Source organism: Sphingomonas sp. NPDC092440 (assembly GCF_044754985.1).
Lineage (GTDB): Bacteria > Pseudomonadota > Alphaproteobacteria > Sphingomonadales > Sphingomonadaceae > Sphingomonas.
In genome coordinates this window covers 63062-81604 of the sequence record NZ_JBIVQA010000015.1, presented here as the reverse complement: position 1 = coordinate 81604, position 18543 = coordinate 63062, and the positions used below count along the sequence as shown (strand labels likewise).

19 protein-coding genes and 1 tRNA gene are annotated in these 18543 nt (G+C 68.6%); 14 read left to right on the top strand and 6 right to left on the bottom strand.

All coding sequences use genetic code 11. The annotated features are described in order from the left end of the window. Window positions 1–39 precede the first annotated feature (39 nt). From ACIQCS_RS20530 to ACIQCS_RS20520, 3 genes are read right to left on the bottom strand one after another with little or no spacing between them, the layout of a single operon-like run. Window positions 40–630 carry a flagella basal body P-ring formation protein FlgA gene (locus ACIQCS_RS20530; protein ID WP_345849406.1) on the bottom strand — a complete coding sequence of 197 codons (591 nt, stop codon included), beginning with the start codon at window positions 628–630 and terminating at the stop codon, window positions 40–42. After that, window positions 627–1127: a flagellar motor protein MotB gene (locus ACIQCS_RS20525; protein ID WP_345849407.1), complete on the bottom strand. Its 501-nt coding sequence runs from the start codon at window positions 1125–1127 to the stop codon at window positions 627–629. Before ACIQCS_RS20525 ends, ACIQCS_RS20530 begins: the two co-directional genes overlap by 4 nt. After that, window positions 1124–1786, bottom strand: coding sequence for a MotA/TolQ/ExbB proton channel family protein (locus tag ACIQCS_RS20520; protein ID WP_345849408.1), 663 nt, complete (start codon window positions 1784–1786; stop codon window positions 1124–1126). The genes ACIQCS_RS20525 and ACIQCS_RS20520 overlap by 4 nt, the downstream gene beginning before the upstream one ends. A 217-nt stretch (window positions 1787–2003) precedes the next feature. Here ACIQCS_RS20520 and flgB point away from each other — a divergent pair, with 217 nt between their 5' ends. From flgB to ACIQCS_RS20455, 13 genes are all read left to right on the top strand, one after another. Next, window positions 2004–2357 carry a flagellar basal body rod protein FlgB gene (gene flgB, locus ACIQCS_RS20515; protein WP_294050007.1) on the top strand — a complete coding sequence of 118 codons (354 nt, stop codon included), beginning with the start codon at window positions 2004–2006 and terminating at the stop codon, window positions 2355–2357. A gap of 2 nt (window positions 2358–2359) precedes the next feature. Then, on the top strand, window positions 2360–2770 hold the full coding sequence (gene flgC, locus ACIQCS_RS20510; protein ID WP_086127697.1) for a flagellar basal body rod protein FlgC: 411 nt from the start codon (window positions 2360–2362) through the stop codon (window positions 2768–2770). Window positions 2771–2772: 2 nt separating this feature from the next. Next, on the top strand, window positions 2773–3480 hold the full coding sequence (locus tag ACIQCS_RS20505; RefSeq protein WP_345849409.1) for a flagellar hook assembly protein FlgD: 708 nt from the start codon (window positions 2773–2775) through the stop codon (window positions 3478–3480). A 28-nt stretch (window positions 3481–3508) separates the two neighbouring features. Next, on the top strand, window positions 3509–4816 hold the full coding sequence (locus tag ACIQCS_RS20500) for a flagellar hook protein FlgE (protein ID WP_345849410.1): 1308 nt from the start codon (window positions 3509–3511) through the stop codon (window positions 4814–4816). A gap of 26 nt (window positions 4817–4842) precedes the next feature. Further along, on the top strand, window positions 4843–5586 hold the full coding sequence (gene flgF / locus ACIQCS_RS20495; RefSeq protein WP_345849411.1) for a flagellar basal-body rod protein FlgF: 744 nt from the start codon (window positions 4843–4845) through the stop codon (window positions 5584–5586). A 14-nt stretch (window positions 5587–5600) separates the two neighbouring features. Next, the gene (flgG, locus tag ACIQCS_RS20490; RefSeq protein WP_167300131.1) at window positions 5601–6389 is read left to right on the top strand and encodes a flagellar basal-body rod protein FlgG; all 789 of its coding nucleotides are present in this window, start codon (window positions 5601–5603) and stop codon (window positions 6387–6389) included. A gap of 9 nt (window positions 6390–6398) precedes the next feature. Then, complete coding sequence (locus ACIQCS_RS20485) at window positions 6399–7094, top strand: flagellar basal body L-ring protein FlgH (RefSeq protein ID WP_345849412.1); 696 nt, start codon at window positions 6399–6401, stop codon at window positions 7092–7094. 14 nt (window positions 7095–7108) lie between these two features. After that, window positions 7109–8209: a flagellar basal body P-ring protein FlgI gene (locus ACIQCS_RS20480; RefSeq protein ID WP_345849413.1), complete on the top strand. Its 1101-nt coding sequence runs from the start codon at window positions 7109–7111 to the stop codon at window positions 8207–8209. Then, on the top strand, window positions 8206–8562 hold the full coding sequence (locus ACIQCS_RS20475; RefSeq protein WP_345849414.1) for a rod-binding protein: 357 nt from the start codon (window positions 8206–8208) through the stop codon (window positions 8560–8562). Before ACIQCS_RS20480 ends, ACIQCS_RS20475 begins: the two co-directional genes overlap by 4 nt. Beyond that, window positions 8559–9902, top strand: coding sequence for a flagellar hook-associated protein FlgK (gene flgK, locus ACIQCS_RS20470; RefSeq protein ID WP_345849415.1), 1344 nt, complete (start codon window positions 8559–8561; stop codon window positions 9900–9902). The genes ACIQCS_RS20475 and flgK overlap by 4 nt, the downstream gene beginning before the upstream one ends. 6 nt (window positions 9903–9908) lie before the next feature. Further along, complete coding sequence (locus tag ACIQCS_RS20465; protein WP_345849416.1) at window positions 9909–10808, top strand: flagellin; 900 nt, start codon at window positions 9909–9911, stop codon at window positions 10806–10808. A gap of 273 nt (window positions 10809–11081) precedes the next feature. Next, window positions 11082–11945: a flagellar motor stator protein MotA gene (motA, locus tag ACIQCS_RS20460; RefSeq protein ID WP_137863640.1), complete on the top strand. Its 864-nt coding sequence runs from the start codon at window positions 11082–11084 to the stop codon at window positions 11943–11945. A gap of 3 nt (window positions 11946–11948) precedes the next feature. Further along, entirely contained in the window at window positions 11949–12923 is a 975-nt protein-coding gene (locus ACIQCS_RS20455) for a flagellar motor protein MotB (RefSeq protein ID WP_345849417.1), read from the top strand. 34 nt (window positions 12924–12957) lie between these two features. Here the strand turns inward: ACIQCS_RS20455 and ACIQCS_RS20450 are convergent, their stop codons facing one another. Beyond that, window positions 12958–15969, bottom strand: coding sequence for a TonB-dependent receptor (locus ACIQCS_RS20450; protein ID WP_345849418.1), 3012 nt, complete (start codon window positions 15967–15969; stop codon window positions 12958–12960). Between the two features lie 166 nt (window positions 15970–16135). Next, window positions 16136–16222: transfer RNA gene (locus ACIQCS_RS20445), tRNA-Leu, on the bottom strand. A 129-nt stretch (window positions 16223–16351) separates the two neighbouring features. Between ACIQCS_RS20445 and ACIQCS_RS20440 the strand changes: the two genes are divergently transcribed. Further along, window positions 16352–17704: an MATE family efflux transporter gene (locus ACIQCS_RS20440; RefSeq protein WP_345849419.1), complete on the top strand. Its 1353-nt coding sequence runs from the start codon at window positions 16352–16354 to the stop codon at window positions 17702–17704. On the opposite strand, the gene ACIQCS_RS20435 is transcribed toward ACIQCS_RS20440, so the two are convergent. Continuing rightward, complete coding sequence (locus ACIQCS_RS20435; RefSeq protein ID WP_345849420.1) at window positions 17685–18434, bottom strand: MJ0042-type zinc finger domain-containing protein; 750 nt, start codon at window positions 18432–18434, stop codon at window positions 17685–17687. The genes ACIQCS_RS20440 and ACIQCS_RS20435 overlap by 20 nt on opposite strands. Window positions 18435–18543 lie beyond the last annotated feature (109 nt).

The window sequence follows — 18543 nt, the reverse complement described above, 5'->3', positions numbered from 1 at the left end:
CTTCAAACGGCCAGGGCGCGCGAAGCTTTACGGAAAAATTCAACTGCCCTCGGCAAAGCCCGGCAGGCGGGCGCGGCCGGGCTCGATCGCGATCGCCTGGATCGGCGGCTGCCTGTCGTCCACCTTGATGCCGATCCGGCCCCCCGGAGGCGCGTCGTTCATCGCGATGCCCTGGCGCGAGATCGCGAACCCCTCGGCCCCCGCCTCGACCGTGACTGCATCGCCGCGCTTGATCACCGGCTCCACCTTCACCGGGATCGCCGGGCGGACGAGCGTGGTGGCGGGCATCGGCGCGGGTTGCTCGGCCCGGGGCCGGGGCACCGCGGCCACGGGCACGAAGATCTTCCAGGCCGGCGCCATGCAGCGCACCACGACCGCGTCGCGATTCTCGCTGCGCCATTCGAGCTGGGGCGCGGCGCAGGAGGCGAGCTTCAGCCGCCGGTCGATCGGCGCGATCGCCCCGCCCTGCGCGCCCATGGGCTTGCCGGCGAACTGGGCGACGATCGCGTCGAGCGCCTGGGTCGACTGGAAATCCTGCGCGCCGGCGGGTGCGGCGGTGACGAGAGCAATGGCGAGGAACATGGTCTTCTCCATGGAAAGAGGCGTGGCGATTGCCCGGCGGCGGATCATTGCCGGTCTCCCTCGAAGCCGAGGGCAAGGACGGCGCGGCGCTGGCCGCGGCCGGTGGAGATCATGATGCGCGCGGGATCGACCGCGCGCTGGCCGACCAGCAGGGCGGCGACGGCGCGGGCGCGATCGGCGGCGAGGATCGGGCCGCTGCCGGTGGCCGGATCGACGTCCGCTTCCGATCCGTCGACTTCGCCGGTGATGCGCAACAGGGTCCGCGGGTCGCGCGCGGCGCCCCGCGCCCATTCCAGCGCCGAGCCGGTATCGACGGGCACCGCCGAGCCCGGCGCGAAGCCGGTGGCGGTGGCGATGTCGACCGGCATGGCGGCGGGCGTCGCCTCGCGTGCACCAAAGCCCGCGCGGATGCCCGCGGCAAGCTTGGCGGGATCGACCTGGGTCGCCTGGAGGAAGACGAAGAAGCCGACGAGCAGCAGCGACAGATCGGCCAGCGTGACCAGCCAGGGCGCGCGCGCGGGTTCGTCCTCGTCGAACAGGGTCACGCCGCGATCTCCTTTATCCGGCCGGTGCCCGGCTCGATCCCGGCCAGGGCGGCGAGCGCCGGCTGGAGGCGGAGCCGCTCCTGCGCCTCGTGCCGGGCGCGGCGCTTCAGGCGCACGGCGACCGGCAGCAGCACGAGATTGGCGAGCAGCGCGCCGTAGAGGGTCGCGAGCAGGGCAACGGCCATGGCGCCGCCGATCGCCTGGGGATCCTTCATCGCGGCGAACATGCCGACCAGGCCGAGCAGCGTGCCGACCATGCCCATCGCCGGGGCCAGCTCGGCCGCGCCGGACCAGACCTCCCATGCGCCGCGCTGGCGCTCGAAGCGCGCGCAGCGGCGCTGCTCGAGCAGCGTCTCGACATCCCGGGGGGCCGCGCCGTCGACGATCGCGGCAACGGCCGCGGCGATGTCCGGATCCTCGATCTTCGAGCGATCGAGCGCGATCACGCCGTGGCGCCGCGCGATCCGGCCCAGCGCCGAGACCTGGGCGAGCAGCGGCTCCACATCGAAGCGGCGGCGCGGCAGCACGCCGAGCGCCGCGACACCCCGCGCCAGATCGCCCGAAGCGCTGCGCAGCACGGTGCCGGCCAGCGTCCCCCCGCCGACGATGGCGAGCGCGAGCGGATCGAGGAAGGTCCCCAGGGCGGGAAGTGCATTCATGTCCATGCCTGCGTGGGTGCAAGACACGGGCCAACTGCGCAGGCCGGCGCGGAACGCCCGCCAGGCCCGGTGGCGCGGCAACCGCCTGCCGCCGCACCGGCAAAACCTTGCCGCGACTTGCCGGCCCTGAGGGGAAACCGGGTTTTTTCGCACCTTCAGGCAAATTGGCACGGCGGTTGCAGGGAACCCGGCGAACCTTTTGTGCGGGAGACGTGCAATGCCCGATGACAAGCTTTTCGGCGTACACGGCGCGGCGCTGGCCGTGCGCTCGCAGCGCATGGGCATGCTGGCGTCGAACATCGCGAACGCCTCGACCCCCGGCTACAAGGCCCGGGACGTGGATTTCCGCGCCGCCCTGAACGGCGCGACCACGCCGGGCGGCTCGCTCGACGCCGCGATCGACGCCAACACGCTCTACCGCGTGCCGCTCCAGCCTTCGGCCGACGGCAACACCGTCGAGCTCACCACCGAGCAGACCGCCTTTGCGGAGAATGCCGTCGCGTATCAGACGACGCTGTCGTTCCTCAACGGCCGCATCAACCAGATCACGCGCGCGCTGAAGGGAGAATGAGCATGGGCGACCAGCCGCTATCCATCTTCCAGGTATCCGGCCGCGCAATGAGCGCGCAGCTGGTGCGGATGAACACCACGGCGTCGAACCTGGCCAATGTCGGCACGGTCGCGTCGAGCGCCGACGCCGCCTATCGCACGATCAAGCCCGTGTTCCGCACCGCCTTCGACGAGGCGAGCGGCATGTCGACCGTCGATGTCGAGCAGGTCGTCACCGCGGGCTCCGATCCCACCAAGCGCTACGACCCCGGCAACCCGATGGCCGACAAGGACGGCAATGTCTGGGAAGCCGCCGTGGACGAGACCCGGGAGCTGGTCGACATGATGGAGACCGCCCGGAACTACCAGAACAACGTCGAAGTGATGCAGACTGCCAAGCAGCTCATCGTCGACACCCTCAAGCTGGGCCGCTGATCATGAGTGACTTCGACAACACCCTCGCCGGGCTGGGCATCTCCCGGTACAACAAGACGAGCACGACGAGCGGCACCACGCTCGACACGAAGGACACGTCCCGGCTCGGCAAGACCGACATGAACGTTTCCGACTTCCTGGCGCTGATGACCGCCCAGCTGAAGAACCAGGACCCGTTCCAGCCGGTCGACAACAGCCAGATGGTCGCCCAGATGGCGCAGTTCTCGTCGCTCTCGGGCATCACCGAGATGAGCTCGACGCTGAAGTCGATCGCCAGCAAGCTGAACGGCGGCACGCTCAACGACGCGCTCGGCTATGTCGGCAAGAACGTGCTCGTCCAGGGCTCGACCGCCTATCCGCGCACCAGCGGCGGCCTGGCGGGCGCCGTGGCGCTGGACAAGGACGCGACCAACGTCTCCGTCACCATCAAGGATCAGAACGGCAACACGCTGAAGACGATCGAGATGGGCAAGGAAGGCAAGGGTGCGGTCGCCTGGGACTGGGACGGCAAGACCGATGCCGGCGAAAGTGCCGGCGCGGGGCCCTTCACGGTCAGCGTCACCGCCACCAACGGCACCGGCAGCGTCAAGGCCTATCCGCTGGTCTGGGCGCCGGTCACGGCCGTCTCGATGGGATCCGACGGCAAGCCCGTCCTCACCCTTCCCGGCATCGGCAACGTGTCCACCGACGCCGTCTGGCAGGTCGGCTGAATCCATTTTTTCCACGGAGTAACGGAAAATGTCCTTCTTCACCTCGCTCTCCGGCCTGCAGGCAGCGCAGACCGACATGTCGACGATCTCGCACAATCTCGCGAACGTGCAGACCAACGGCTTCAAGAAGAGCACCACCCAGTTCGCCGACGTCATCGCGTCGACCGCCAACATGAACCCGACCCAGATGGTCGGCTCGGGCGTGGTCGTGAAGGCGGTGCGCCAGCAGTTCGGCCAGGGCGGCTTCACCCAGTCTTCGTCGTCGCTCGACGTTGCGATCTCGGGCGACGGCTTCTTCATCGTCAAGGGCGACGAGAAGAGCGGCAATGGCGTGGCCTACACCCGCAACGGCAGCTTCCAGGTCGATGCCGATCGCTATGTGGTCGACGCGCAGGGCAACAAGCTGCAGGTCTATCCGGTGGACGGCTCGGGCGCGGTGGTCGCGACCGGCCTGTCCTCGACGGTGAGCCTGCGCCTGCCGCAGACCAGCGGCACGCCCCAGGCGACCGAGAACGTCAAGCTCGGCCTCAACCTCAATGCCGGCTCGGCGATCCCCTCGACCAACCCCAAGTTCGAGAGCGCCGGCTACAAGTTCGACCGTTTCGACCCGACCACCTACAACCAGTCGGTGCAGACCACCGTCTACGACGCGAACGGCAACGCGCTCACGCTGACCAACTATTTCGTCCGCGAGACCAAGCCGAACGACACCGACGCGACCAGCACCTGGAAAGTCTATTCGTTCGTCGGCGACCAGCAGCTCAACGCCGGCGACGATCCCAACACGATCAAGCAGTTCGAACTGAAGTTCGACAGCACCGGCAAGCTGTCCGAGCCGACCACGCCGATCACCTTCATGGGCTTCCTGGCGCCGGGCGCGACTTCGGAGCAGGTGCTCAAGCTCGACCTGACCCAGGGCACCACCCAGGTCAGCTCGCCGTTCAGCCTCAACTCGACCAAGCAGGACGGCTCGCCCGTCGGCCAGATCGAAGGCGTGACGATCGCCGACGACGGCACCGTGACCGCCAGCTTCTCGAACGGCGACACCCAGGCGCTGGGCAAGGTCGTGCTCGCCAGCTTCACCAACAATGCGGGCCTGCGCCAGCTCGGCAACTCGACCTGGGCGGCCACCGGCTTTTCGGGCGATGCCCGCCTGGGCGAGCCGGGCACCAACGGGTTCGGCGGCCTGATGTCGGGCGCGATCGAGCGCTCGAACGTCGACATCACCGAAGAGCTGGTCAATCTGATCGCGGCACAGCGCAACTTCCAGGCGAATGCCAAGGCGCTCGATACCGCCAGCCAGATGTCCCAGACGATCTTCAACATCCGCAGCTGATCGGATCGGCTGAGGAGGAGTAAGCAATGGACCGGCTTGTCTACACCGCGATGTCCGGGCTCAGGAGCCAGATGCAGTCGCAGGCGACGATCGCGAACAACATCGCGAACGCCTCGACCATCGGCTTCCGCGCCGAGCGCGTCAGCTTCGACCGGCTGGTTCTGCAGGGCACCGGCATGGATTCGCGCCAGATGGCGGCGGAGGAAGTCAACGACTTCGACCGCTCGAAGGGCACGATGGTCCAGACCGGCAACCCGCTCGACGTCGCGGTGAACGGCGACGCCTGGATCGCGGTCCAGGCGACCGACGGCACCGAAGCCTATACGAGGCGCGGCGATCTCCGGATCGCGCCCTCGGGCGTGCTGGAAACCGGCGACGGTTTCCCGGTGATGGGGTCGGGGGGCCCCATCACCGTGCCGCCCGCCGACCGGATCAGCATCGCCGAGGACGGCACGATCTCGATCGTGCCGCGCGGCGGCGACCCGACCCAGCCCCAGGAGGTCGGCAAGATCAAGCTGGCCAGCACCGCCGGCAGCCAGACCGCCAAGGGGCTCGACAATCTTCTCCATGTGAAGGGCGGCGGCGTGCTGCCCGAGGACATGGATGCCAAGGTGACTTCCGGTTCGCTCGAGCAGTCGAACGTGAACCTGACGCAGGCGCTGGTCGACATGATCGAGAACCAGCGCGCCTACGAAGTGCAGGCCAACCTGCTCAAGGAAGCCAAGAACATGGACGAGAGCACCGCATCGCTGATGCGGATGCCGTCCTGATGAGGAGTTAGAACATGGGATCGGCAGCACTGCACATCGCGCGCACGGGCCTCGACGCCCAGGATACGCGCATGCGGGTCATCTCGAACAACCTGGCGAACGTGAACACCACGGCGTTCAAGAAGGACCGCGCCAGCTTCGAGACGCTCGCCTATCAGGTCGTCACCGCGCCCGGCGCCGCCTCCACCGCGGAGACCAAATACGCGACCGGCCTGAACCTGGGCACCGGCGTGCGCATCCAGGGCACGCAGCGGCTCGAGACCCAGGGCTCGCTCCAGACCACGGGCAATGGCCTCGACATGGCGATCGACGGCAATGGCTATTTCCAGATCCAGCTGCCCGGCGGCGGCCTGGGCTATACCCGCGCGGGCAATTTCTCGCGCTCGGCCGAGGGGCAGCTGGTCACCGCCGAGGGCTATCAGGTGATGCCGGGCGTCACCATTCCCGAAGGCGCGATCTCGGTCACCGTCGGCAGCGACGGCACCGTCTCGGCCCAGATGCCGAACCAGACCGACCTCACCCAGATCGGCCAGATCCAGGTGGCGAGCTTCCCCAATCCGGCGGGGCTCCAGGCCGTCGGCGACAACTACCTGATCGAGACGCCGGCGAGCGGCACCGTCGCGCTCGGCAATGCCGGCATCGATGGCCGCGGCACGATCCGCCAGGGCATGCTCGAAGGCTCGAACGTCAACGTCGTCGAGGAGCTGGTCGACATGATCGAGACCCAGCGCGCCTATGAGGTGAACTCGAAGATGATCTCGGCGACCGACGAGATGCTCAAATATGTCAACCAGAACATCTGAGGGCGCATCATGAAGCATCTCCACGCCCTCGCCACCGCCACGCTGCTCGCCGCCGGGCTCGCCTTCGCCGCGACGCCCGCCCAGGCGCAGTTCCTCGGCATCGGCAAGAAGAAGCAGACGGAGGATTTCTCCGCGACGCTGCCCGCGCCGGTCGCCGTCCAGCCGCCCGCCAATGGCGGCATCTTCCAGGCGGGCGACGGCTATGCCGCGCTCTACGAGGGCATGCGCGCGCGCCGCGTCGGCGATCCGCTGACGATCCTGCTGGTCGAGAAGACCGCCGCGTCCAAATCGGCCGGCACCAAGCTCGACAGCGGCGGCGGCTTCGGCCTCACACCGCCTACCACCGGCGCGCTCTCGCTGTTCAAGGAAAGCGATGCCAGCGTGAGCGGCAAGCGCAACTTCAACGGCACCGGCACGGCCGACCAGGCCAATGCGCTCTCGGGCGAGATCAGCGTCACCGTCGCCGCGGTCTATCCCAACGGCACGATGCTGGTGCAGGGCCAGAAGCGGGTGACGCTCAACCGGGGCGACGAGTTCGTCCAGATCAAGGGCCTGGTGCGCACCGCCGATATCGACGCGAACAATCGCGTGCTGTCGACCCGCGTCGCCGATGCCCGCATCGCCTATACCGGCAAGGGCGACGTCGCCCGCGCCAGCCGCCAAGGCTGGCTGAGCCGGTTCTTCTCCGCGATCAGCCCCTTCTAAGCCGGAGCAGAGACATGATCCGCCGTTTCCTCGCCCTTGCCGCCCTAGCGCTCGCTGCCGCCGCTCCCGCGGCGCATGCCCAGCGCGTGAAGGACCTGGGCGGCTTCCAGGGCATCCGCACCAACCAGCTCACGGGCTATGGCATCGTCGTCGGCCTGCCGGGCACGGGCGACGACAATCTGGAATATACCGTCCAGTCGATGAAGGGCGTCGCCTCGCGCTTCGGGCTGCAGCTGCCCCAGGGCGTGGCGCCGGGCCTGAAGAACGCCGCGGTGGTGATGATCACCGCCGAGCTGCCGCCCTTCGCCAAGCCGGGCCAGAAGCTCGACATCACCGTCTCGTCGATGGGCAAGGCCAAGAGCCTGCGCGGCGGCACGCTGATCCTCACCCCGCTCCAGGGCGCCGACGGCCAGATCTATGCGATGGCGCAGGGCAATCTCGCGGTCGGCGGCCTGGGCGCCGAGGGGGCCGACGGCTCGAAGATCGTCGTCAACACGCCGAGCTCGGGCCGCATCCCGGAAGGCGCCACGGTCGAGCGCACGGTCGATACCGGCTTCGACAGGTCGCCCTTCCTCACCTTCAACCTCGCCCGCGCCGATTTCACCACGGCGCAGCGGGTGCAGGACGCGATCAACCTGCGCTTCGGCACCGGCCGCGCCCGCGCGATCGACGGGGTCTCGATCGCCATCCAGGCCCCCGAGGGCCGCGACGTGCGCGCCGGGCTGATGAGCGAAGTCGAGAACCTGACCGTCGAGGCGGCGGAAGCCCCCGCCAAGGTGATCGTCAACGCCCGCACCGGCACGGTGGTGATCAACTCGGCCGTCCGCGTCAGCCCCGCCGCGGTAACGCATGGTAAACTGACCGTTCGTATTGATGAGAACCAGCGTGTCAGCCAGCCCGCGCCGTTCAGCAAGGGCGAGACCCGCACCGAGCAGCACAGCACGCTGGGCGTCGAAGAGGAGAAGCGACCCATGTTCCTGATGGCACCGGGCCCCAAGCTTTCCGACGTCGTCAAGGCAGTGAACGCGATCGGCGCGTCGCCGGCGGACCTCGTCGCCATCCTCGAGGCGCTCAAGGAAGCCGGCGCGCTCAAGGCTGAGCTGATCGTCCTGTGAGCAAGCTGCTCGGCCCCATCGGCAGCCCGTCGGGCGGCGTGTCGACCGACACGTCGCGCCTGGCCTCCAAGGAGAATCTCGAAGCCGCCGGCCAGCGCTTCGAGGCGGTCTTCACGGGCATGATGCTGAAGTCGATGCGCCAGGCCAGGCTGGGCGACGGGCTGTTCGACAGCAAGGGCGAGGACCAGTTCCGCGACATGCAGGACCAGCAGCTCGCCCAGAGCATGGCCGTGCACGCCCCGATCGGCATCGGCAAGGCGATGACCGCCTTCCTGGCCAGGAACCTCAAGACCGAAACGGCGCCCGCACCGGGTGCCGCGCCGGCCGCGACGGACGGAGGCACCGTCAAATGACCGACCTGCTCTCGATCGGCGCCAGCGGCGCGCGCGCCTATCAGTCGGCGCTCGCCACTACGTCGGACAATATCGCCAATGCCGCGACCGCGGGCTATTCGCGGCGCGTCGCCACCGTTCGCGAGATCGTCGCGACCGGCGGCAATACCGGCGCGATCAATTCCGGCCTGGGCGCCAATGTCGGCGGCGTCACGCGCGCGGCCGATGCCTTCAAGGCGACCGAAGTACGCAGCGCGAGCTCCGATCTCGCCCGCACCCTCGCCGGCGCCACCTGGCTGGGGCGGATCGACAGCAGCCTGACCCAGAACAAGCTGGGCGACCAGCTGACCGCCTTCTTCACTTCGGCCAAGGCCGTGGCGGCGGACCCGACCGCGCTGCCCGCGCGCGCGACGATGCTGGAGAATGCCGCCGGCGTCGCCGCCGCCTTCGGCGCGACCGGCAAGGCGCTCGACGGCGCGATGACCGATCTCAAGGCCTCGGCCGAGACCGCGGTGACGCAGCTCAACAACCTCTCGGCCAGCCTCGCCAAGGTGAATGCGGGCCTGGCGCGTGCCAATGACGGCACTGCCGGCCAGGCCGCCCTGCTCGACCAGCGCGACCAGATGCTCGAGCAGATGAGCGCGCTGACCGACGTGACGGTGAGCTTCGACAATTACGGCCGGGCCACCGTGCATGCCGGCGGCAATGGCGGCCCGCTGCTGGTCGAGGGCGCACAGGCGGCCCAGGTCACGCAGGTGAGCAACGACGAGGGCGCCTTTTCCTTCGCCGTCAAGCAGAGCAGCGGCCAGGTCCAGGCGATGTCGCCCGGCGGCGGCGCGCTCGCCGGCATCGCCGAGAGCGGCGGGCGCATCGCGGCGGCTCGCGACCAGATCAGCCAGATGGCCAAGGACTTCGCCGAGGGCGTCAACGCCGTCCAGGCGGCGGGCAGCGACCTGCAGGGCAATGCCGGCCAGCCGATCTTTACGGTGGGCGACCCCGCCTATCAGCTCGGCACGGTCATGACCGACCCGCGCGGGATCGCCGCGGCGGCGGCGGGCGCGGGCCAGCGCGACAACAGCAACCTCGCCGGCTTCGAGGCGCTGCGCACGGGCGGCAAGTTCGAGCAGGGGGTGACCGACCTCACCGCGGCCAATGGCGCGGCGCTTTCGGGCCGCAACAGCGTGGCCGACGCGCAGACCGCGATCCGCGACGCCGCCGTCTCGGCGCGCGATTCGGTGAGCGGCGTGAACATCGACGAGGAGGCGGTCGACCTGATGCGCTTCCAACAGGCCTATCAGGCGTCCACCCGCGTGATCCAGATCGCGCGCGAGACGCTGCAATCGCTCCTCGATATCAGGTAAACGATCATGCGCATCTCCACTTCGCAGATGTACAGCCGGCCGGTGTCGCTGATGACCCAGCTCACCGCCGAGGCCGACAAGACCCAGACCCAGATCGCCACGACCAAGCTGGGCGTGACCGCGGTCTCGGACGCGGCGGCCTATATCAAGCTGCAGCAGATCCAGCGCGCCACCACCGCCGACGCCACCTACAAGGCGAACATCACGGTCGCCCAGGGCGTGGTCTCGCAGACCGACCAGACGCTCGAAAGCGTCGAGACGCAGCTCCAGCGCGCCCTGGAGCTCGCGACCCGCGCCAAGAACGACACGCTTTCGAATGCGGATCGCGCGTCGATCGGCGCGGAGCTGAGCTCGATCCGCGACACGCTGTTCGCGCTCGCCAACACCAAGGACGATATTCGCGGCCAGCCGCTGTTCGGCGGCGCGACCGGCGACACTGCCTATGTGAAGAACGCCGACGGCTCGATCAGCTTCGCCGGCACCGGCGAGCCCTCGGCGATCCCGATCGGCGACGGCGAGAGCATCCAGCCGACGATCAGCGGCCAGCGGGTGTTCAGCCCCGCCGGCGCCGACATGTTCGCGGTCCTCGGCAACCTTGCCGACGCGCTCAAGGCAGGCGGCGACGTGCAGGCGGCCGGCGCCACGGCGCTGGACGGGATCAACGCCTCGCTCGACACGGTGGCGCTCGCCCGCGCCTCGGTCGGTGCGCGCGGCGCGCGGCTCGACCTCCAGGCGGACCGGCTGACCGATGTGGCGGAGACCCGCGAGGCGACGCGCTCGGGCATCGAGGATACCGACATCCCCACCGCGGTGGCGAACCTGCAGAAGACGCTGACCGTGCTCCAGGCGACCCAGGCCAGCTTCTCCAAGCTGAACAGCGTCTCGTTGTTCGACTATATCAAATAGGCGCAGGCGCTTCCGTCATGGGATCGCACCTGTCGCCGCGCGCCTGGGTTGGAGGACTCATATTCCTTCAAACGTCATCCCCCCGCGAAGGCGGGGATGACGAACGTAGTTTCAAGGGCTTGCCCAGGCTCTCGCGTTAGGCGGACCACGGGGAAAACCCAAGCGAAACGGCGAAATAATTCGCGCCGGTAACGAATTAACCATGTTTTTCCGCTGAAGATCACGGCGAAACGGTCGTTAACCGAAACGTCAAAACAGGGGTTCTTCGCGCACATGTTTCCGGCAATCGGCCTCGTCATCCTGCTCGCGATGGTCTTCGGTGGTTTCGCGATCACCGGCGGCGCGCTCGGCCCCGTGCTCGAGGCCATTCCGCACGAGATGCTGATCATCGGCGGCGCCGCCATGGGCGCGCTCGTCATCGGCAACTCGATGAAGGAGCTGAAGGCGCTCGGCGGCGGCCTGGTCAAGGTGCTGAAGGGACCGAAGTACAAGAAGCAGGACTATCTCGACACGATCTTCCTGGTCTCCAAGCTGATGAAGATGCTGCGGACCGAAGGGCCGATCGCGCTCGAGCCGCACGTCGAGGATCCCAAGTCGAGCGCGATCTTCGCCGAATATCCGCGCCTGCTGGCCGATCACACGCTGATCAACCTGATCACCGACACGCTCCGCCTCGTCGTCGTCTCGTCGGGCACGCTCGACGTGCACGCGGTCGAGGAAGTGATGGATAACTCGATCAAGACGCACCACCACGAGGTGCAGGGCCCGCAGACCACGCTCCAGTCGCTGGGCGACGCGCTGCCGGCGCTCGGCATCGTCGCCGCCGTGCTCGGCGTGGTGAAGACGATGGGCTCGATCGACAAGCCGCCGAGCATCCTCGGCGCGATGATCGGCTCGGCGCTGGTCGGCACCTTCATGGGCGTGCTGCTGGCCTATGGCATCGTCGCGCCGCTGGCGGGCCGCCTGCAGCAAGTGATCGACGCCGATTCGGCGATCTATCACGTGGTGAAGCAGATCATCATCGCCTCGCTCCACGGCCATCCGCAGCCGCTGGTGATCGAGGCCGCCCGCTCCAGCATCGCGCACGCCAACCAGCCGGGCTTCGGCGAAGTGTTCGACGGGCTGCGGGGGCGCTAGGCCATGGCGACCGCGCGCGCTCCCCACGGCATCAACGCGCCGCCCAAGATCATCGTCAAGAAGATCTATGTCGAGGGGCATGGCGGCCATCACGGCGGCGCCTGGAAAGTGGCCTATGCCGATTTCGTGACCGCGATGATGGCGTTCTTCCTGCTGCTCTGGATCCTGGGCGCCACCACCGAGAAGCAGCGCAAGGCGCTGGCCGATTATTTCGCGCCGACGCTCGTCGAGCTGAAGCAGAACAGCGCCGGCTCGAACGGCCTGTTCGGCGGCGAGGCGATCAACCAGCGCGACAATTATCCGGGCAAGGCCTCGCAGACCGGCACGCGGGCGCTCACCGTGCCGGTGGGCGGCAGCGGCGGCAATAATGTCGGCACCGGCGCCAAGGGCACGCTGAAGGACCAGCGCGCGCTGACCCAGCAGGACCAGAAGAATTTCGACGAGACCGCCAAGCGCATCCGCGAGCGCATGCGGGCGACGCCGGCGCTGGCCAAGCTCGCCAATCACGTCCGCTTCGTGCCGACGCGCGACGGGATGCGGATCGACCTGCTCGACGACGCCAATTATTCGATGTTCAACCTGGGCACGACGGCGCTCGTGCCCGAGGCGAGCGCGCTGATCGGCACGATCGCGGACTCGATCAAGGGCATGGAGAACCCGATCATGATCCGCGGCCATACCGACAGTCTCGGCTATGGCGACCCGCTGGCGATGAACAACTGGATGCTGTCGAGCGGCCGGGCCGAGGCCACCCGCCGGCGGCTGCTCTCCGGCGGCGTGACCGAGATGCGTTTCGAGCGGATCGAAGGCGTCGCCGACCGCGAGCCGCTGATCGTCGACAATCCCGCCGATCCGCGCAATCGCCGCGTCTCGATCACCCTGCTCTATCGCCGGATCATGGACCAGGACCAGCAGGGCCGCTTCCGCCCCGGCCTGCGCGCCAGCCGCGAGGCCGGCGCGCCGCTCGGGCAGCACTAGGATCTCCTCCTCCCGGCCAGGGAGGGGACAGCGCTCAGAAGAACTGCTTGCGGAAGGTGAGCTTGATCGTGCGGCCGACGGGATCGCGCAGATTGGGCGCATAGGCCGCGGGCGTCATGCCGTTCTGATCGGTCACCCGCTGGCGGGCGTCGAACAGATTGTCGATCCGGAACTGGACCCGCGAGCCGCGGAACCAGGGGTGCTTGAGCAGGAAATCGATGTCCTGGCCCGGATTGAACTCGGCCAGCAGGTTCAGCTTGGCGAGGCTGCCGAAATTGAGCTCCGTCGCGCCGCCCGGAATCGTCGCGGTGCCGCTGGTGGTGCGGGTGCCGCTCTGCCAGTTGCCGTTGAGCTGGAGCAGCAGCGCGTCGCGCTTGATGCCGGCGGTGAAATCCACCCGGTGCGCCGCGATCGACTGCGATCCCTCGCCGTCCAGCCGGTCGATCACCGGCAGGCCCGGCCGGATCTGGATCTCGTCCTTGAGCACCCAGGTGTGATAGGCACTGAGCAGGATGCGGTTGCCACCACCGCCGCCGCCAAAGCCGCCGCGACCACCGCCGCCGCCGCCGCCACCGCCCGGCCCGCCGAAGCGGCGCGGGCCGCCATCGCCGCCCGGACCGCCGCCGGGGCCCGGGCCGGGCCCGTCGGTCTGCACGCGTCCCTGCCCTTGGCCCTGGTCCGGCTGCGGCCCCTGGCCCTGCGGCCCGTCGGGGCGCGGACCGCGGAACTGCTGGTTCAGCGTGCCGCCGAACAGGCTCGATTGCTGGCCCAGGCGGCGGAACTGGTCGAACATCGCCGTCATCTCCGCCGGCATCGGCTGGCCGGTGCGGCGCGATTCCTCGCGCGCCTTCATGAACGCCTCGCGGCGCTCGCGCATGCGCTTCTGCTGCGGCGAAGCGATCGGGATGAACAGGTTGAAGCCCCAGCGCAGCTCGGAATGCGCGGTCCGGTCATAGTTCACCGGGCGGGTATCGAGGCTGAGCAGCCGCCCGCTGCCGTCCCGCACGAAGCGATCGGGGAAGGCGGCCTCGAGCTCCTCCGACGCGCCCGGAAAGTTCTGGATCGCGTTGCGGAAGCGCACATTGGTATAGTTCACCACGATGCCGAGATTGGTCTCGGTGAGCGGCCGGATGTTGAGCCCGACGCGGAACACATGCCGGCTGTCGGCGCCGAGTGATGGGTTGCCGCCGGTGATCTGGGTGATGTTGACGCTCTCGCCGCGCACGAAATCATAGATGGGCACGTTGGGCGTGGTGACCACGGGATTGCCGAGCTGGCCCGGCGTCGGCGCATTGCTGTCGTTGATGAAGCTGACGATCGCCTGGACCTGGGTGATGGGCGACCAGTTGAAGCCATAGCCGGTCGTGGTCAGCCGGCCGAAGTCCGACAGCTGCTCGATCTCGAAATTGGCGTTGACCGAGAAATCGCCGACCGCGTCGAGCACCGCCCGGCGGCGGCTGGTGATCGGGACGGTGATGTTGCCGCGCACGGCGCCGATGTCGCGCGAGATGTCGCTCGCGCTGTACTGGCCCGAGCGGAAGGACTTGCCCGAAAGGTCGTTGGTGCGGCCCGCCACGCGGATGCTGGTGGTCACGTCGCCGGCCGGCAACTTGAACAGCGGGCCGTTGGTGAGGAACTCGATATTGCCCACCTTGGTCGTCGACTGGGTCCAGTCGTCCGGCCGGCTGCCGACCAGGCCATAGGGGATCGCGGCGAACGGATTGAAACTGGAGTCGCCGGCGTTGAGCAGCGCCTGCATCTGCGACGGATCGACGCCGCGCGTGGTGGTCGTGTCGCTGCCGGTCTGCTGGTAGTTGGCGTTGAGCGACCAGCGCCAGCTGTTGATCCAGGGCGCGCTGTCGCCGTTGATCGTCACTTCGCCGCGCAGCGACTGGCTGCCGCTCGAGCGGGTGAGGGGATTGAGATTGTCGTAATAGCGCCGCAGCTCGACATTCTGGCCGAAGGGCGAGAACGGGTTGCCGGCGGGCAGGAGCAAGGTCGCGCTCGGCAGGCCGAGCCAGGATTCGCTCTCGTTGACGTCCAGATTGACGGTGGCGGTGGCGCTCACCTTGGCCGAGAGCGCGCGATTGTAGATGCCGCTGATCGTCAGGTTCTTCGCCGGGCCCACGAGCGTGCGATAGGGCGTGAGGTCGGTGACGTTGGGATCGTTGGCGTTGGCGGCATAGCCGGCGAGCGACTGCTGGCCGCTCACGGGAACCCCGGCGGTCGTCACCGGCTTGCCCGCCAATGCGCTCAGCGCCGGATCGATCTCGCGGCCGGTGGCGCCGGTGAGCGGATCGACCACGACCGCGCCCAGGCCGACGATGTTGCCGGTCGTGTCGAACAGCGCGTTTCCGACCCGGCTGACGCCGCGTTCGCTCTCGAGGATCGCGGAGTTCTGATTATATTTGACGTCGAGCGTCACCCGCCCGTTGCGGTTGAGCTTCAGGATGTTGAGATTGGCGCTCTCGGTCGCATTGCCGCCGGCGGTGGGCATCTGCCCCTCCAGCACGGTGGTGACCGCCTGGAAGCGGTTGCGCAGCACGAAGTTGATCACCTTCTGCGTGGCGCCATAGCCATATTGCAGCGCAACTTCCTCGGGCAGGATATCGATCCGGTCGATCGCCTCGGTGGGCAGGTCGCGCACTTCGTTCATGCTCGAGCGGCGGCCACTGATCAGGATCACCGGCTGCTCGTCGCCGCGGCCCGAGCTGCTGCCGAGCTGCGCCTGCAGCGCCGTGATCAGCTCCGAGACGTTCGAGGCGCCATAGGCGCGGATATCGGCCGGATTGAGCTGGACCTCGGGCTTGACGTCGGTCTTGACCGCGCCGGGCAGCACGCCGTTGACGACGATCGTGCCTTCGTCGCCCGTCTCGTCCGGACCCTGATCCTGCGCGGCGGCCGGCTGCGACGCATGCTGCCGGGCGGGATGATCCTGGCTCGGCGAAGGCATGGGCTGTTGCTGCGCCTGGGCCCATGCCCCGCCGGGCATCACGCCGACGAGCAGACCGGCAACCGCACAACCCAGCTTCAGCCTCGAACGCATCAATTCCCCCACCCTCATCGAAGACCCGCGGCGCACCTGACACCGCTTGCATGAATGCCGCGTGGCTAATCGCCACTTGTCGCAGAAGTTTGCCCGGTTCTGGAAAAAATGGCGGCACCGCGGACGGGAGCCCGCGCCCGGCTCTGCCGGGCGCTGCGTGTTTCACTGGTGCGGTCGAGAAGACTCGAACTTCCACGGCCTTTCGGCCACAACGACCTCAACGTTGCGCGTCTACCAGTTCCGCCACGACCGCACGTGAAACTCCGCCGGATGAATACCGACGGCTGGTAAGGCAGCGGCCCCTAGCAATGCGTTTCGGACATTGCAAGCCATTGCCGCACGCTTTTCCAAACGGCGCGAAATCCGCTAAGCGCCCCCTCCCATGCGCCTCTCCCCCGCCCTTTCCGCCGAGATGCGCCGAATCCTGTCGCTCGCCTGGCCGGTGGCGCTGACCAGCCTCAACTGGACGATCCTCCACGTCACCGACGTGATCGTCGTCGGCTTCACCGGCACGGAAGAGGTGGCCGCGCTGGGGGCGAGCCGCGCGCTCACCTTCCCGGGCATCGTGATGGGGCTGGGCGCGCTTTCGGGCGTGCTCGTCCATGTCTCGCGCGCCGATGGCGCGAAGGACCTGCCCGGCACCGGCCGCGCCTTTCACCAGGGGCTGTTGCTCGCCATCGCGCTGGGCATGATCAGCGCGCTGGCGCTGTTCGCCCTTGCCGAGCCGATGCTGCGCGGCATCGGCGTGGCGGGCGAGATCGCGCCGCTCGCCGCCGACGTCGTGCGGGTGATGGCGCTCGCCTATCCCTTCCAGCTGCTGATCGTCACCGCGAGCTTCTTCCTGGAGGGCGTGAGCCGGCCGCAGCGCGTGACGGTCGTCAACCTTGCGATCCTGCCGGTCAACGCGCTGCTCGCCTGGGCGCTGTCCGGCGGGCATCTGGGCCTGCCCGCCATGGGTGCCGTCGGCGCGGCGCTGGCCACGACGATCGCCTCGGCGCTGGGCGCGGCGGGAATGATCGGCGCGGCCTGGACGCTGCCCCGGGCCAGGCAGCGCGGCGTGCACGACCTGGCCGGCATCTTCAGCCGCGCCTCGCTGAAGGGCGCGCTGGGGCTCGCGCTGTTCGGCCTGGTCCCCGCCATCGCCTCGGGGCTCGAGCTCATCGGCTTCTCGATCCTGATCGCCCTCTCGACCGAACTGGGCGAAGTCACCACCCATGCCTTCCAGATCGTCTTCTCGATCCACAACGTCACCTTCTCGGTGGCGCTGGGCCTGGGATCGGCGGCGGGCGTGCGCGTGGGCAACGCGGTGGGCGAGGGCGTGCCCCAGGCCGCCGCGCGCCGGGCCGCCATCGCCGCGGCCCTGGCGGCCCTGGCGACGGGCGTGCTGGCGGCGCTGCTGATCCTGGTCCCGCATCCCTTCGTCGCGCTGTTCCCCGCGGTGCCCGAGGTGCAGAGGCTCGCGCTGGCGATGCTGCCGATATGGGCGCCATTCATCCTGTTCGACGGGATGCAGGTGGTGTTCGTCTATGCGCTGCGCTCGCTGGGCGACCAGGTGGTGGCCGGTGTCAACTCGGTGATCGCCTTCTTCCTCGTCACCGGCGGGGCGGGGCTGGCATTCGTCCATCTTGCCGGCTGGGGCGCGACCGGCCTGGTCCTCGCCTCGGGATTCGGCATGGTCGTCGCCGCCGCGCTCCACGGCACGCGGCTCTGGTGGGTCAACCGCCGATTTCGGTAGCGAAGGTCAGCCGCGCCGTACGTGCGCTGCGCGGCGGATCGAGCTGGGCCGAATTGAAGTCGATCGTCTGCTTGGGACCGAGTTCGCGGACCTGCGGGGTTACTCGCCAGCTATAGACCAGCTGGTCCTGCTCGTTCCGCAGCTCGATGCGGATATCGGGCACATGCTGCTTGTCCGAGCTAGGGTTCGCGACCTTGCCCGAGATGATGAACAGCTCGCTGCCGTTGGTCTGGGTGCGCCGTTCGACATTCTTGTCGGTGAACAGCAGCGGCGTCTCCACCTCGCCACCCATGCCGAGGCCGAACCCCATCTGCGCCGCCAGCCCGGGCGCGCCCGAATAGAGGATCGCCCCGGTGCCGAGCAGCATCGAGAAGCCGGCGACGAACGCGGCCGCGGTCCAGCGCCGCGCCGGATTCCTGCGCGGCTTGAACGGCGGCTGGGGCGCGAAGGGATCATAGTCCGGCGCGGGCCCGCCCGCCGCGGCGGTGATCGACGCATCGTCGAACACGCGCGGTGCCGGCGCCTCGCGCTTCGGCAGCTCGGCCGCGCGGCCCGGGGTCTGGGTGACCGGGCCGTCGGCGTCCGTCGCCCGCGTCGTCAGGTCGAGCGCGACCGGCGCCTGGAACCAGCTATGCTTGCAGCTCGCGCAGCGCACCGTGCGGCCATCGGCACCGATGGCGCTGTCGGGCACCAGGTAGCGGGTACGGCACTGGCTACATTCGAGGATCATTACGCGCGGCTCACGACACGGGGCCCTGTCGCCCGATTGTCACGATTCTAGACCCATCGATTCGCGCCCACAAGAGTCCCCGGCCCGAGTATCCCCAGCTTCTTGTGAC